The organism is uncultured Jannaschia sp. (genome assembly GCF_947494025.1).
Lineage (GTDB): Bacteria > Pseudomonadota > Alphaproteobacteria > Rhodobacterales > Rhodobacteraceae > Jannaschia.
Genome location: NZ_CANLTQ010000044.1, coordinates 1 through 15,189, shown reverse-complemented (window position 1 = coordinate 15,189; position 15,189 = coordinate 1). Strand labels below are relative to the sequence as shown.

15 protein-coding genes are annotated in these 15,189 nt (G+C 60.3%); 3 read left to right on the top strand and 12 right to left on the bottom strand.

Translation table 11 applies throughout. The annotated features are described in order from the left end of the window. The first annotated feature begins 98 nt into the window (after positions 1-98). Complete coding sequence (locus Q1B08_RS19845; RefSeq protein WP_299822687.1) at positions 99-638, top strand: recombinase family protein; 540 nt, start codon at positions 99-101, stop codon at positions 636-638. Positions 639-646: 8 nt separating this feature from the next. Here Q1B08_RS19845 and Q1B08_RS19840 read toward each other — a convergent pair whose 3' ends face one another. From Q1B08_RS19840 to Q1B08_RS19795, 10 genes are all read right to left on the bottom strand, one after another. After that, a complete protein-coding gene (locus Q1B08_RS19840; RefSeq protein ID WP_299822684.1) occupies positions 647-2,233 on the bottom strand; it encodes a hypothetical protein in 1,587 nt (528 codons plus the stop codon). After that, complete coding sequence (locus Q1B08_RS19835; protein ID WP_299822681.1) at positions 2,230-3,192, bottom strand: XamI family restriction endonuclease; 963 nt, start codon at positions 3,190-3,192, stop codon at positions 2,230-2,232. The genes Q1B08_RS19840 and Q1B08_RS19835 overlap by 4 nt, the downstream gene beginning before the upstream one ends. Beyond that, positions 3,192-3,350, bottom strand: coding sequence for a hypothetical protein (locus tag Q1B08_RS19830; protein WP_299822678.1), 159 nt, complete (start codon positions 3,348-3,350; stop codon positions 3,192-3,194). The genes Q1B08_RS19835 and Q1B08_RS19830 overlap by 1 nt, the downstream gene beginning before the upstream one ends. 154 nt (positions 3,351-3,504) lie before the next feature. Continuing rightward, positions 3,505-3,753, bottom strand: a complete 249-nt coding sequence (locus Q1B08_RS19825) for a DUF2442 domain-containing protein (protein ID WP_299822675.1) — start codon at positions 3,751-3,753, stop codon at positions 3,505-3,507. Next, a complete protein-coding gene (locus tag Q1B08_RS19820) occupies positions 3,737-3,979 on the bottom strand; it encodes a DUF4160 domain-containing protein (protein WP_299822673.1) in 243 nt (80 codons plus the stop codon). The genes Q1B08_RS19825 and Q1B08_RS19820 overlap by 17 nt, the downstream gene beginning before the upstream one ends. Positions 3,980-4,022: 43 nt before the next feature. Further along, positions 4,023-4,298 (bottom strand): hypothetical protein, encoded by a 276-nt coding sequence (locus Q1B08_RS19815; protein ID WP_299822671.1) that lies wholly within the window; start codon positions 4,296-4,298, stop codon positions 4,023-4,025. Further along, positions 4,298-4,921, bottom strand: coding sequence for a ParA family protein (locus Q1B08_RS19810; RefSeq protein WP_299822690.1), 624 nt, complete (start codon positions 4,919-4,921; stop codon positions 4,298-4,300). The genes Q1B08_RS19815 and Q1B08_RS19810 overlap by 1 nt, the downstream gene beginning before the upstream one ends. A gap of 248 nt (positions 4,922-5,169) precedes the next feature. Beyond that, entirely contained in the window at positions 5,170-6,243 is a 1,074-nt protein-coding gene (locus Q1B08_RS19805) for a replication initiator protein A (protein ID WP_299822669.1), read from the bottom strand. 207 nt (positions 6,244-6,450) lie between these two features. Then, the gene (locus Q1B08_RS19800) at positions 6,451-8,298 is read right to left on the bottom strand and encodes a type IV secretory system conjugative DNA transfer family protein (protein ID WP_299822666.1); all 1,848 of its coding nucleotides are present in this window, start codon (positions 8,296-8,298) and stop codon (positions 6,451-6,453) included. Continuing rightward, positions 8,295-8,606, bottom strand: a complete 312-nt coding sequence (locus Q1B08_RS19795) for a hypothetical protein (RefSeq protein WP_299822663.1) — start codon at positions 8,604-8,606, stop codon at positions 8,295-8,297. The genes Q1B08_RS19800 and Q1B08_RS19795 overlap by 4 nt, the downstream gene beginning before the upstream one ends. Positions 8,607-8,668: 62 nt before the next feature. Between Q1B08_RS19795 and Q1B08_RS19790 the strand changes: the two genes are divergently transcribed. Both Q1B08_RS19790 and mobQ read left to right on the top strand, forming a co-directional pair. Beyond that, complete coding sequence (locus Q1B08_RS19790; protein WP_299822662.1) at positions 8,669-8,992, top strand: hypothetical protein; 324 nt, start codon at positions 8,669-8,671, stop codon at positions 8,990-8,992. Between the two features lie 6 nt (positions 8,993-8,998). Continuing rightward, the gene (mobQ, locus tag Q1B08_RS19785) at positions 8,999-10,255 is read left to right on the top strand and encodes a MobQ family relaxase (RefSeq protein WP_299822659.1); all 1,257 of its coding nucleotides are present in this window, start codon (positions 8,999-9,001) and stop codon (positions 10,253-10,255) included. A gap of 997 nt (positions 10,256-11,252) precedes the next feature. Here mobQ and Q1B08_RS19780 read toward each other — a convergent pair. Together Q1B08_RS19780 and Q1B08_RS19775 are read right to left on the bottom strand one after the other, a co-directional pair. Continuing rightward, positions 11,253-13,247: a hypothetical protein gene (locus tag Q1B08_RS19780; RefSeq protein WP_299822657.1), complete on the bottom strand. Its 1,995-nt coding sequence runs from the start codon at positions 13,245-13,247 to the stop codon at positions 11,253-11,255. Between the two features lie 1,267 nt (positions 13,248-14,514). Then, positions 14,515-14,976, bottom strand: coding sequence for a hypothetical protein (locus tag Q1B08_RS19775; RefSeq protein ID WP_299822654.1), 462 nt, complete (start codon positions 14,974-14,976; stop codon positions 14,515-14,517). Positions 14,977-15,189 lie beyond the last annotated feature (213 nt).

Here is a 15,189-nt window from a genome sequence, read left to right as displayed (position 1 = left end):
CCTATCTGTTGCCCTACGCGAAACCAATGACTTGAGCGGGACAAAACCCTACGCCCAAAACCTTTGAAGTTTTGGGACGTTTATGGCACCATGAAAGCATGATCTTCGGATATGCCCGCGTCTCGACAGACGACCAGCTCCTCGATGCACAGACCGACGCCCTTGAAGCAGCAGACGCGGAGCGCGTCTTCGCGGACAAGATCAGCGGTTCGATCAGGAAGCGCCCCCAGCTCGACCAGCTCCTCGATCAGCTCCGCCCAGGAGACGTGATCGTCGTCACCAAGTACGACCGCCTCGCACGGTCGCTGCGTGACCTTCTCGACATCGTGGAGGCCATCAAGGAGCGCGGCAGTGGGTTCCGGTCGCTGGCCGAGGACATCGACACCACCACGCCCACAGGCCGCCTGATCTTCCACGTCTTCGCTTCCATCGCGCAGTTCGAGCGCGAGCGCATCTCGGAGCGCACCAAGGAGGGGCTGGAGGCCGCGAAGAAGCGCGGCAGGGTCGGAGGTCGGCCCCCTGCTCTCTCAGTCGCTCAGCGCGACGAGGTGCGCCGCATGAGGGACGAGGAAGGCCGCCGGCTTTCAGAGATCGCGCAGCTCTTTCGCGTCAGCGTGAAGACCGTTCGGAGAGCGTGATGGGGTAGCTAAGCGACGGCCTTCTCGAACAGTCCGAGTTGCTGGTTTAGTGGTTTGATTTCGGGCAGGCGGGCGATCAGGCCATCTGCCGGAAAGCCGCGTAACTCCTTCGGTTCGAGCTTGTGCAGGCCCCCACCATAGACGCGGCCATGCCCCAAGAGCTCATCCGAGTCGATCTCGTTCAGGAACTCCCAAACTGTTCGCATGATATCAGGGTTTTTCTTCGCTGCCTGCGCCAGTAGCGGCTTGGGGTATAGCAAGAGGTAGGTGTTGCAGGCGGTCGCCTGAGAGTGGTTCAGCATGAAGCGGAACGGCTTCCCCCCTGCCCTGCTTCGGCCCATGTAAGTGCAGATGATCGGTGCAGCAGGACGGTTCTCTTGCGCGTACCAGGGCTTGCGCGCGCGGCACAAATACCGCCCGGACACCGCCTTCTCGCCCTTGGTTCCAGTGGCAAGATAAGCAGCGAGTGCGGGGTATATTCGCGCGATCTCGTCTTCGGGGAAGCGAGTATCTAGCAAGAAGAGCTGCTTGTCGATCAGCGGCCAGCCGTTCGCGTCGGACCTGATTTCATCTTCGGGCAGGTAGCGCGAGCTAGGCAGGACAGGTCGAAAACACTTCATCGGCAAGCCACGTTCTTCAATCTGGTCACGATCCATGATGAAGAAGCTGTTATCGCCTGTGGCGATGCCGCGTTTGATGTCGAGGAGGTCGCCGAGCGTGATGTCGGCCTTCTGAGCGGCCTTCTCCGCTTGCGGATAACGGGTCCACTTAGATTCATTGGCAAGCTCTGCCGCAGGAACCTCACGAGAGATTGCGGGCTTCGCCAAGGTGCCTCCATAGGAGAATGTCACGCTGTGCTCGTGCGGCGGCGGCGTGTTCTTGATCCACACCACAGCAGACGACACGAGCGCATCATCGAACTGCACGTCCGCCGGATCGTAGCGATGGATTTGCAGGAGCGTGACCTTTTCGAGCAGGTAACGCTTGAGCATCCGGCCATAGTTGACGCCCATGAACTCGCTCGGGATCAGCCAGGCGGCGATGCCATCTTCGGCCATGAAGGGGTGCGAGAGCCCCATGAAGTAGCAGTATAGCCCCGACAGCCCGTTGATCTTCACGCCGCAGGCGTCTTCGGTGCGGTGTTGCAGCTCTGCCTTCTCGGGGCCGTCCAAGTGATGATGCCGAACATAGGGCGGGTTGCAGATCAGAAGATTAGCCCCCTGCCCTGCCGCCTTCGCCCTAGTGAAGTCTTCCAGACGGATATCGAGCGGCGTCTCCTGCCAGAGCGCACGGGCAGGCTCGCTGTAGTGGGCGTCGATCTCAAACCCTTCGGCGGTTTCGATGCGCTCTTCGGGCGCGACAGCCCGCAGGGCGGAGTAGAACGAGCCCGTACCAATGCCCGGATCGAGGAACCTGATCTTCTCTCTCTCTGGCAGTAGGCGGAGGCCATGAGAGAGGATTTCCCGCGCGAGCGCAGTCGGTGTCGCAAACTGCCCCATCCGGTTGCGGTCATCGGAGGTCTTGCCCCCGTCAAGCTTCGCTTGGAGATCGAGGCGGTGCGCTTCCAAGGCTTCGATGTCCGGGCGGCCACTCATAGCGCAAACCCCTCAAGATCGTCGATCCGGTGCTCCCACACCCAATCAATGCCCTCAGCGGCTTCATAGCCAAGATAACCGCTGTCGAAGTAGCCGCAGAGGAACAGGATAAATTCAACGTTCGGCCCGTAGGTGTTCCGCAGCTGGTTGATCTTCTGCGCCTCTTCTTTGCGACGCTTGTTTGTGTTGGTGAAGTCACCCGCAGATTTGGCTTCGACCAGGAGCGGGAACTCTCCCTCTTGAGCCTCACGGCGCATGATGACTGCATCGACCGGAATGTTGATCGTCTTGCCGCCGTTCTCGCCTCCTACAGGGACGTTCATGCGGAACGAGTACGTTCCGGGCGGCATCTCTCGGAAGGTGCCGTTATAACCGTCAGGTAGCCTGGTGTAGCCCCGCGCTTCCAGCCACTCGGCCACATAAGCGAGCTGGCGACGCTCCTGTGCGTTGCGAATAATCGGGTTCGCGACGCTGCCACACAGTCTATCTGCGACAATCGTCGCTGCACGGTGTATCTCCGTCTCGGTCGCAGCTTCCGTTCGCCCAATCCAGACGAAGATGTCAGGATCAGCCATCTTCTCGATGATCGTTCCGATCTTCTCCAAGTCGTCCGCGAGCAATGAGGCTTTCATCCGCGGCGGCAACCGCTGGTGCTGCTCCATAGCTTTCACAAGCGAGGAAGAGACACCTGCCAGCCCTATGAGACGGTCGACTGCCAGTGGCGGGCAGGTGGACATGCGGAGGGTCGGTAGAACCCCCGGCCATTGCCGCAGGATGTCAGGCGTGACGTCTGTCAGGTTTGCCGTATTGGCAAGCGCCGTCTCGACACTCTTGGTTGCATCGATGCGGGTATCCCGGAACGCCTTCGGGGCAAAATCCATGAACCATTGATTGTACATATCGACCGACTGCGCGATGTCGGCCTTCCAGTTTTGCGGCTTGTCGAGATTAACGGGCATTACGACTTCTTGTTCTCCTTGTAGAGCGCCCACATCTCCTCGAAGAGCTTACGCAAAGACATTTCCCGCTTTGCCGCTTCTTCCTTCACTTCCACGGCCATGCTTGGCGACATGGAAATGCCGACGATCTTGCGCGGTGTTTGATGAGTGTCAGCCATGTTGAGCACCTCCTAAACATGAGTGTCGACATGTCGACACGCAACGTCAACAAGATACTATATATAGTGTGAAAAATCTGGGGATAGCTACAGTCAGAGCGGCGCAGTTGTGTGATAACGCCTTTTATGGTTGGACTGACTGGTTTCTAGAAAACTACGCCGCCTGCGCGCCTTGGCCTGTCCGATCCCCCTGCCCCGCTAGCAGGCCGGCGACAGAAATGTCCTCGTCCAAGGTTTCCCAGTGCAGACCTCGGCGGCTGAGCTCAAAGGCTTCGCGCTCGACGGGAGTGGCGCGTAGGAGTCGTGGGAACCACGCGAGTGGCACGCCGATCGTGCGGCCGTCGCTCAACTCGACCCACATTACGTCCTCGTCGAAACGCACCGCTTCAGGCGAAATACTCATGCCATGCCTCCTCAAACTCGGCGCGGTTCTCCTCCACCAAGCGCAACGCGCGGGAAAGGAGCTTGGGTTTCAGGCCATCATTATACGCCATGGAGACCTCTGGTGTTAGCCAGAACTTGGCTTCGTCACGGCCTGCGATGACATGGACATGCGGCGGTTCGCGAGGGTCGCCTTCGTTGGAGTAGAAGAACACCCGAAGCGGCCCGTCGCTCATCAATGCAGGCATGATATCATCCGTGTTTGCATTGATGCATGCAAAGCGCTTTGCATTATTTTGAACTTTGCGCCTTGTAGGCTTCCCACATCTTCAGGAAGAGCTGCTTCTTGCCGCCGTGGGTGTAGCCGAACTCTCGCCCTGCCCTTTCAGAGAACTCGGCGAAGACGCTTTCAGGAACGCGAACCTGGAGAGGACGCTGACGCTCGGGTGCCGGTGCACTCTCGGGACGCAGGTCAGCCGCAATGATCTCGGGCGCGGCCTCTGGAGCCGGCGGTGCACCCTTCCCTTTCGGTGCAGGCTTGCGCAGGCGCGCGAGGTTGGTGGACATCACGCCACCTCCTGGATGTCGGCTACTCGGTCAATGATACTCTGTGCAAGCATCGTAGCCCGGGCATTAAGGGTGCGAAACGACGTCTCTGTAATCGTACGGCCAACGTCGCCTGCTTGGCCGTAGGCCGTAGAGACGGGGATCTCGCCGGAGAGGACCTCGTAACCGGCCTGGGTGAGATAGGCACGGGCAGCCTCCGTCTCGCGCTCCGAGGCGGTCGTCTTGACCATCGCGAAGACGATGGCGCCCACGCCCTTCTTGCGCAGCCCGTGGGCGAGGACGACACCCGGATGCAGGTCGTCCACCGTGGGCCCGGTCGGGATGACGCAGAGATCGGCCGCCTGGGCGATCTCCAGCGTCTGGGTCGAGGCATTCGGCTTCCCATCGAGGATCATCGCATCGAAGCGCGGCGTGTCGGCGATCGCCGAGGCCACGGAGGCAAAGCTCTGCACCTGCACTTCCGGCTTTAGGCCAGCCTCGGCACGGCGGCCGGCCCAGTAGGTCGATGTTTGCTGCTGCGTGTCGAGGTCGGCGATCTTTGCCGTAAGGCCGCCCGCCACGAATTCCCGCGCCATCATCCGGGCAAGCGTGGATTTCCCGACTCCTCCCTTCTGGGAGATCATTCCAATTACATAGGTCATTGATCCTGCTCTACTCTGGTTCGGGCCTTTGCAGCCTCTCATGCATTGCAGCATGGCGCGGAGACGCCTTTGCGTCATCCATCATTTGCGCGGAGGAGCAAATGATGGATAGCGCGTTGCCCAAAAGGCGCGATGGTTTATTGCATGCAACCATGCAATAAACCATCGCGTTGCGCCTTGTAACGTTTAGAGAAGCTTGGAGTGGACGGTCGGGCCGGCAGCCGTCATGCCTATCCGCGTCGCTCCACCCAACTCATGCAGAATTTAAGGAAATGCTGGGAGGGGTTGTGCGGAGTGCAGGCCTTACCGGCGCACCAACTGCGCCATTCCTGTTCGATTGCATGAACGTCCCATCCCGGTGCGATCTGACGTGCAGCATCGTGGACGTCTCCCGAAAGGGGAGGAAGATCAGAGGTGGTGTAGGAGTTGCGTCGATCCATCGTCTGGCGGTTGACGAATACAACCTTCTCGACCTCGTTCGACCGCTCAACAAGATTGACCGCATAGTCGGGCATGTGGCTATGAGCCCGGTCCTGCTCGACGATGCTCCGAACTAGACGGCGAAATTCCTTCAGCGTCGAGTTCGACCCACACTTCTCGCGCAGCTTTTCCAACCCAATCGACCATTCGGACTGGTGCCCGCAGTGCTTGCGAGCCAACTCGTACATCCGCCGCTCCAGGGGCTTGCGCAGCCGAAAATAGTCGCGGTGCAGGGTAAGGACTTCGTGGGCCTCAATAGCGTTAAAAACCCAGTCCGAGAGGACGATCTCGATATCCTGCATACGGCCATCCCGGGTCTCCCGCACGATCCGCGCACGCTCGATCAGGCCGAAAACATCTAAGGTCTCCGTTCCACCGGTTTTGATGTTTGTGCTGATCGTCGTACCGCGGAGTCTTTCGAGCGCCGTCTTGAGCCCCTCATAGGCTTGGCCGTTCGTCATGCGGTTCGTCGCGGTAAGAAGGTCACGGGCCTTAAGGCGGACGATCCGATCTACCTTACGCCCTTCGTTGAGAGCTCCAATAATCTGGCTGATGCAATAGATTAGGATGTCTCGATCATGGACAGTCGCCAGCCCTTTTATGGACGGGGTCACCTCGACGAACTGGCCTCCCTGCTCATATCGGCGGAGGCGTGTATCCGGCTTGGTCGAGAGTGAAAAAATCGGATGCTCCATCGAAGCCAAGTCGCCCTTCGGGACGGCGTCGAAGACATCGCAGACGAAAAAATCGGGAGTCGGATGCCGGTCAGGAAGCAGGGGTGATCGCCCTACCTCGCCGAACGCTTTATTCGATATTTCACCCACCATAAGTCACCTTCGATATTTCACACACTGGAGTCAAGATCTTCGATATTTCACACACCAAACTTCGATATTTCACACACCAAACTTCGATATTTCACACACCGGGGTATCCGTCAAGTACCTGTTATTATGCTATAAAAGCGCCCTAAAAACACCCGTAACACCTATTTAACACCTATTTAACACCTACAGGCCTGTGGATAAGTCTCAATTCAGGGGGTTGTCGTCGTACTGCCCCCGGTAGGTACGTTGCTCGTAGTAGCGGTTCTGCCTGGCCTTGAGAGGGCTACGGTTGCCAACGAGGAGGAGAAGCTCGTCAGCCTTCATCCCCATGATCTGCTCGGCTGTCATGAGACAGGTGCGCTGTTCGGAGTAGGACAGATCCTGGCGCTCGAACGCCTTGCTGGGCTCTTTCCTTTGCTGGGAATAGACCGTGTTCTCTCCAAGGTGACGCGCGGCCCAGTCGGCGGTGTCGATGTCGTTGAGATTGAAGAGCCGCTTGGTGATGCAGGAGCCGAAGATGCTGCGGGCATCGTTGCGACCGTAGGCGGTTTCGACCTGTCCCGTGTCCTGGGTGACAAAGAGCGCTTCGATCCCGCTGCCGGCGGCGACGTTGGCGATGTTCAGGACCTGCTCCATCCGGCCCATGCGGACGAACTCGTCGAGGACGAGGAGGATCGGGGCTTTCACCTTCCGGCGACCGTCCTGGCGCACGACAGTGCCCAGGACGAGGTTCGTGAAGAGCCGCATGAACACGGCCTGCCGGTCGATCTGGTCGAGGGGCACGGCGATGAAGAGATCGAGCTTGTCGTCGAGGAGATCGTCGAGCCGGAAGGTGGAGCGCGCCAGGAAGTGGCGCATGGCCTCGGATTCCATCCAGTTGAAGGCCTTGGAGGCGGAGGTCTGGATGCCGCCGCGCTCCTTGTCGCCGGCGCGCAGGATCGTGGCGGCGGTTTGGGCCGGGCGGTGCCCGACCAGGCCGGGGTTCTCGGCCCAAGCTTGAAGTGTGCCGTCAATATCGTCCGAGAGCAGCAGGTCGACGACGGAGACGAGGTTGCGCCGTTCCGGCTCCTCCTGCGTGACGACCACCTCGATTGCCGCGGCGACCAGGTTGCGGGCCATGTCCGCGAAATGCGACCCGTCGCCCTGTTCTGGCCGGACCAGGCCATCGGCGAGGAGCCCCACGTCGCGGGCGAGCTCGTCGGGCCGGATGTAGTCCAGCGGATTGAACTGGTCCGCGGACGGCTCGACGATGCCGAACGGATTGAGCACCGCGACGTGCCGGCCGAGGCTCTGGCGATGCCGGCGCGTGACGGCGAAGTTCTCGCCCTTGATGTCGAGGGCCACGACGGGGCCGCGGTGATCCAGGATCGCCGGGATGACGGCGCTGACGCCCTTGCCGCCCCGGGTGCCGGAGACGACCAAGTGATGCCCGCCCCGCCAGCCCTTGGCGTCGTCCTTGGCGTAGCGCAGGAGACGGCCCTCGTGGTGCGCGAGCGGCAGGCCGGTCCGGTTACGGGCAAGACGGGCCACGTCGGCGGGGGCCATCCAGCCGGCGCGCCAGGGACCGGAGCGGGCGGCGCGGTCCTTGCCGACGCGCGGATTGATCAGCGGCGCGAGGGGCAGGGCGATCGCTGCGGCGATCCCCATGAGACCGATCGCGAAAGCGAGGAGCATCGCGCTTCGCTGGATTTCAGAATAGAGCTCGAACCGCTGGATCGCTTCCCAGGCTGCGCGGGGCAGGGGCCATCCATTGGCATTCCAGATCCGATAGGTTGCCGCCATATCGCTCAGAGCGTCTCCGAGGGGCCATAGGGCGACGAGAGAGGCTGCGACGAGGGTTGCCCAGCCAAGTACCTTCCAGAGCGTCCTACGGCTCTCTGCGGCGTTTCCGAAGGTATCGCACATCAGGGCGATCCCGAAGAGGGGGAACGCCGTGGCTGTTCGGGGAAAGATTGGGACGAGATCGGGCAGAATCGTTGGGCCGAGTCCAACCAACAGAAGCGCGGCCGCGATCGCACCCCAATGCCGGGGCGTCAGGGCGAGGTTCATCATCGGGCGGTCTCCGCGGTTTTGTCCGAAGATACTGTGCTTTCGCCAGGAAAGAGCCGCGCCCAGAGGTTTCGCTGCCGGTCACGCTCGGTGAGACGCGTCGGCAGCTCGCGACGTACCCAGGCGCGCAGTTCCGGATCGGTCTCCATTCCGTCCCGAAGCAGTCGGCCGAGATGCCAGGTCAGCCGGTCCTCCTCGCGCTTAGCGACAACCGCCACACGGGCATCCTTGGCGTCCACCTGCGCCTCAAGCTGGGCGGCTCGAGAGATCATACCGTTGAGGGTCTCAGGGTCTTCTGAAGCACGGGACATGCCAACTCCGGACTTGATTGCGGGGGCAGTTAGGAAGAAGGATGGCGGGAGGACAAGACTAAATGCGCGCTTATACGTCGCTGCGCGACGTGCGCTTGCTCTGCAGACGAGAGGGTCGCGAGAACCCCAACGGGAGCGGACAGCGTGGGGAGATCGGAATGACAGATCGGGAGAAAGAAGCCGTGGAGGATGGCGCGTTCTGGGCAGGTGTTCGGGCTGCGGTTCCAGAGATCGAAGCGCGGGTCGAGAGCGGGAACGAGAGGGAAATCGAACTGCTCCTGGATGCGGACGTGGTTGCGTATTACGAGCGTCAGGCTCCGGGTCGTCCAGCCGCGCGCATGGCGGCGGTTCTGACGGCCTACGTGTCCGCCCTGCCGGACGCGTAGCCTCCCGTGGCGATCTATCATCTCAGCGCGAAGGTCATCGGTCGGAAAACCGGCCGGTCGGCCGTGGCCGCGGCGGCGTATCGGTCCGCGGGCCGGATGCGGGACGAGCGCCAGGGGATCGAGCACGATTACCGCCGCAAGGGCGGGGTGGTGCATGCGGAAATCCTGGCCCCCGACAATGCCCCCGAATGGATGCGCGACCGGGACCGTCTGTGGAACGCAGTGGAGGCTGTGGAGCGGCGTAAGGATGCGCAGCTCGCCCGGGAGATCGAAGTGGCTTTGCCGCGGGAGTTGAGCCGCGAGGCGCGGCGGGAGCTGGTGCGCGGCTTCGTGGAGCGGGAGTTCGTGGGGCGGGGGATGATCGCGGACCTAGCGATCCACGAGGGCCGGGCGCGGGACGGGCGGGAGCAGCCGCATGCCCACGTGATGCTGACGCTTCGGGAGCTGACAGGCGAGGGGTTCGGAAAGAAGGAGCGGGGTTGGAACGCGCCGGAGCGGCTCCAGGGCTGGCGGGAGAGCTGGGCGCGGGAGGCGAACCAGGCGCTGGAGCGGGCCGGGCGGTCGGAGCGGATCGACCACCGGACGCTGGAGGCGCAGCGCGAGGAAGCGCGCGGCCGGGCCGACCGGGAGCGCGGGGCCGGGCGGCCGGAGCTGGCGCTCGTCTATGACCGGGACGCGGTGTCCTTTGATCGGGAGCCGGAGCCGAAGATCGGACCGGCCGCGACGGCGCTGGAGCGGCGCGGGATCGAGACGGAACGCGGCACGGCGTTCCGGGCAGCGGCGGAGCGGAACGTGGAGCGGCGCGATCGCGGGTGGCGGCAGCTCGAGCTGCGGCTGGAGCTGATGGAGCGCGGGCGGGCCTTCGTGGCCGCGGCGCGAGAGCGGCTGGACGGGCTTTGGAGCCGCGCCGAGTGCGCCATGGAACGCATCCGGGGCCGTAGGGAAGTCGAGCGGTCAGGAGAAGACGAGCGCGAGCGCGACTTGCGAGCGCGGCGGGATTCCATCCTGGGCCGGACAGGGCCGGAGCGGGATGTGGATCTCGATCGCGAGGCGGCGGACCCGGAGTGCGAGCGAGCGCGGCGGGACGCGATCCTCGGGCGGACACGGCCCGGCCGGGAACAGCCGGAACCCGAGGTCGAGAGGTTCCGCAAGGACGCCGGAGAGGGCAAGGAGCGCGACCGGGATCGTCGGGATGCGATCCTGGGACGAAAGAAAGACATGCGGGAGCGATCGCCCGGCCGCGACCGTGACAGAGAACGATAACCCGAGATACCAATGAGTGAATGCTATAGGTGTCTGCCTAGAGGCCAAGAGTTTTCGAAGAAGAGGATCGTTCGAAGTGAGGAAAACAAGAACACGTTTCAGTTTGAGTATCGTTCTTGCAGGTGTTGCCCTGGGGGAGGGTCTGCGCAGTGATAGCCCCGTGAGCATCAGGACTACCTTTGCGGGTCGAAACACAGAGGGCTTTCCACGAAAAAATCCGCGGATTCGTTCTTCGTATATCGCTGTCCCCTTGGCGGCGTCACTGCTTCGGCTGATCAGCCAGATGGAAGCGCGGTGGATGGGCCAAGAACTGGAGTCCCTTCGTATAGGCCTATGCACGGAAGATGCGGGCGATGAAGCCTTCGTGTCCTTGTACGAGCGTAGCCAGCTACCCCGTAGATGGCGATCAAACGAAAGCTTGCCCGAAGAATGGCAGTGCGATGAACTTGTCGCCCGCTTGGTGCGGGAGGGTAAATACCAGCGAGTTGCTTCAGTCTAAAGCTGTAATTCCTGATTACGTCACTTGGACGAAGTCTCTGGTCGGTTTCCACGCATATCGCACACCTAATTACGTCCGGTACTTGATGGTAATAAAACAGAATCTCTCTGAGATTGGATGCATCAACGAAGATCGTTCCTAGGTTTAGATTTGTTCTTTCTAAAGGGCGGCAAATGCGAAACCGGGGGAACTTAAATTAAGAGAAAAGGGCACCTTGAAGTGCCCTCTTCCTAGTTTTATCATGCGGCTTAATCAGCCAGCGAGAAGTTTCCGTACGATGTAAGGACCGGGGCGTGGAAGATCGTTCGCCGGCGCCGCCGACACCCGGGAAAAGGCCTGCCGTGTAGAGATTTCTGCGATGCGTCCGGAATTCACACCGAAATATGCGGCTATGTCCGACTGCCGATCTCCACGAAGGAGCATGCCTTTCGCCAATGCTGCATCAGCAACCGTAAGGCGGACGGAGGGTGAGGTTGCTCGTGACATGGTCAAGTCTCGTCACTCAGCAACATAGGATGCGTCGTCGTCGTCGTCGTCGTCGTCGTCTTCCTCGGGTTGCGACCGTGCAGCCTTCACTCCGTTGACCCGCTGAAAAGTCCGGGACCAGACGACGAACTCCTCGTCCATCTCGCGACATAGGTCTCGCCACGCTTGGCAGTCGCGGAGGGGAACGCCCTTAACTTCGACTAAGGGCCGTCCGTCATCACCCTCGACCTCCTGAAGGGCGCGAAACGCCTTTTCCACCTCTTCAAACGCCTTCGCGAGTGCTTGGGTTGCGTTGTGGAAGTGGTCAGCGGGTGAGTCTCCAAGCCGATGAGCTTTGGACTTGCCCGGCGGGGGGAACTCGCACCGCAGGTACGTGTCGTTCAGGGGCTTGTCCCCGTTCTCCTCATCCACGGCCAAGCGACCGTCTTCGTCGACCATACGAATGGCGACGCCTGCTTCATAGTCGCGCAACGCCTGGGCGAGCTGGTGAAGACCTTGTGGAGTTTGCCGCATGACATCGATTACTTCAGCCGGAGCGCGTCGATCCGGTTGCCGGCTATTTGTGGTGCCTTGGTCGCCGACAAGAGCCCCTTTGGTAATCAGCGGCACAGTGGCACGTACCGCAAGTTCAATAGTTGAGGTTCCACCGGCTTCCTCGGCACCGTCTTCGACCGCCTTTCGGAGCTCGGCGAGTGCTGCAGTAAGGAGGGCATCGACATCGCGTCCGGTGGGCTGCCATGCAATCTCGTGCACCGCCTGACCAAAGCCCTTTTTGAGATACCGGCGAGCACGCTCAATCCGAGCAGGCTCATCGTCCATCCCACGGAGTATAAGCGCCGTTGCCAGATCGTTAACAAGGCTACGTACGATCTTCTTTCGAGTTGATTGGCTTGTTACAGCGGCTCGGATCGCATCCCGTATTTCTTGGTCGCGGCGTGTGACAAGACCGACAATAGCCGCTGCCCGACGCACGGGATCATCAGAAAGGTGCGCCGCACGCGCCTCCTCTTTTGTGAGACCGCCGGCGTAGTAGGCGGCCTCTGTAGGGCTGATGAGACGACGTCGCACGAATTCGTCGAGCATTTCGTCTGCAAGAGCTTCGTTCTCCGGACCCTCGCCCCAAGGTTTCGGCGGGTCGACATGCCGAAGTGCCACGAGCGATTTGAGCGCAGTTGGAAATTCGGTGGTGCTATTCCCGTGCGGCTCGAAGGCGACGATAACAAGAGCAGGCACAGCCTCGCATCGCATCATCGCTTCGTGTTCAGACGCCAATGTTCCTGCCCGAAGTGCCTCATTAAGACGCTTGATGTGACTGCGGAACTTCGGATCGGCATCTTCGTACGCTACATCTGCCGACCTGACATCGAGGATGTCGTGAACGGCCGTGGTTCGAGACGAGCCCTCCGCACTAGTCGGGGCCCAAACCGGATCAGCTCCATCGCCATGCTGGTACGTCGTAGATACGAGCCAGATCGCTTCCATTACCCCGTGCGCGCGGATGGAAGAGCGCCAGTCGTTGTTCGCTTGGACGTATGTCTTTGCCATCCCGCAGGCCCAATCGAGGTGGTGACGGTTCTCGATCTCTACCGCGAGCTCGGCAGTGACAGGCGAGACATCCTTCGGCGTGCGAGGTTCCGGAAGCGGACGGAATTTAGAGTCTTCCCGCCCGGCACCAGGATCGGTCGCGAAAGGATGCTTTCGTGCCGGAAGCGTTCGCGGGTTCCGTGGGTCCGGCATCACCTTCCGCGCCCACACAGGCGTCCTAATCCCAAGAAGGTGTCCGCCGGGAACGGTAATCCGCTCTGCGTTCGGGTCGTCGGGCTCGCCGATGGATTTCCGAACCGACGACGGGTCGACTACCGCATTGGCTAAGCATGTCGCTGCACCAGCGGACAGTCCAAAGGCGTCGCTCAAGCGCTCAGCCAAGGCACGACGCGCTCGCGCATCGGCGTATTCCGGTAAAGCCTCGACAGGCCGAGGCAGGATCGGGGTGTCAAATTTTGCCATTTTTCAAGTCCTTGGCATGCGCGCCGAGGCGGTTAACACCGAACCTCAATCGCGCGAGTTGCTACGATCGTCGATCCGAGGTGCCAAGACTTGAAGTCCGTGCGTTTCCTCCCCCCGCTTCCCGAGCCAGAACCCGGTGTCACGTAGGGCGGCGTCAACACAAATTGGAACCTTCTCTAGGCGTACGGAACTGCGGGAAAACCCTTCGCTCCGCGTAACCGCCCCTTGCTCGAAGACAACAAGGGTTTCCGGCCCGACGTGCTCACGTCGCGGTAACACAGAATAATGGATGGCTGATGCGAACGCGTCAAGCCCCTTTTTAGGAACAGCGGGGAGGAAAGCTGACCGCAAAGGGATAAAAATGGTCCTTTGCGACCCAGTCACAACCCCTAGCCAAGACCGTGACCTGCGCTGATCAGCAGCTAGGGACGAAGCGGAAGGAAAGCCTGAACTGTTTCGATGTCCCTTACCCAAGTAGCAGTCGCGGCGTTCCGCCATTGAATGCAACGCAAGATTCGATCAAAGTCATCCTGAAGCGCTCGTGGAAAGATCGGCTCGTGATGAGCTATCCGGTTCCGAAGCTTCCTGATCTCTTCGACATCGGCTCTTAGCTCAGAACGTCTCTGGTCCGATGTGACGCCGCGTGGAGCATCTGGAAACACATGAAAAAAGTGTCTGTCCCATAGCCTAGCTTGGTGCCTTTTAGTCAGCATACTTTCCCAAAATGCGAATTTGAGCTCAGCAACGACCTTGCCTGCCGTGGGGTGCTCGCTCGAACATTTCGAAAGGTCACGCTTCGGGTTGTAGGCGGGTGGTCTGGGGTTAGGCAGCGACCGTATGAAACCTTGTGTCCATGGCCACGCTCCGTCGTGTACTACTTCGATGGCTTCTACAACCGCGTTCCGTAACGCTACTTCCAGCACATGGAGAGGAACCAACAGCGCAGACGATACCTGCAAGTTCCACTGGTACAGATTGAGAGCACGCGTTCTGTCATTGCGTGCTGACCTAAGGTAAGTGGCAAACCTTGGCGCCGAAAGAACAGTTGGGAGATGATGCTCTTGGTCATCTGTGAACGGTGGGTACATTGACTGTTAGGTCTTTCAGTGTCATGTAAGTGCTGAGCTTTGAGAACGCGGGCACTATGCCTCCCCTCAAGGTCCAAAGAAAGCCAAAGCCCGTCGCCTAGCGGCGGGTTTTTTCTTTGGAGAGAATGGCTTAGCGGTTTCACCCGACCCAGAACCCGCGAGTCGCTATCTCAAACCTTCTATGACCGTACAACGATCTCGATGGCAGACTCGGGAACGTTCAGTCCAAGCGCGAGGCCCGTCTTGGCTTCGGGTATCGTGAGGCCTCGGGGCAACTTCCGAAGTGGTTGATAATCGAGCACCTTGAAGTCGATATTCTCGTAGTCGTCATCCTTCCAGTAGGCCACAGGGTTCCGGCCTTCCCATTCGTCTGGCCAGTCTACCAAAGCATACTCACTGATTTGGATGAGCCAGCGGCCCTCCGTCTCGGTAGAAGGCACTACGTCTTTGACCTTACCCACCATGAATGCTGCACCGTGTTCTTCCGGCCCCTCGGGATCACGTGTTTTCGCGTTGCGGCAGATCACGACGTAGTCGCATCGAGCAGCGCGGTTACGATCAAGAGCCCAAGATTGGGTGCCGCCTGCCGCCAAGATCGTTTCGATAGACTTGAAGGTAAGCACTGAAATCACGTCGCTCATGGTATTCTCTTTTCAAAGTATGAGTATAGGCTCGTCAGGTATATACATACCTTTGACAAAATATCAACATACATTATTTAAGGTATCTGCGCGCGCAAGTGTCGGTCTCTATCAGACAAAAACGGCCGTTTTTTTCCCTATCTGTTGCCCTACGCGAAACCAATGACTTGAGCGGGACAAAACCCTACGCCCAAAACCTTTGAAGTTTTGGGA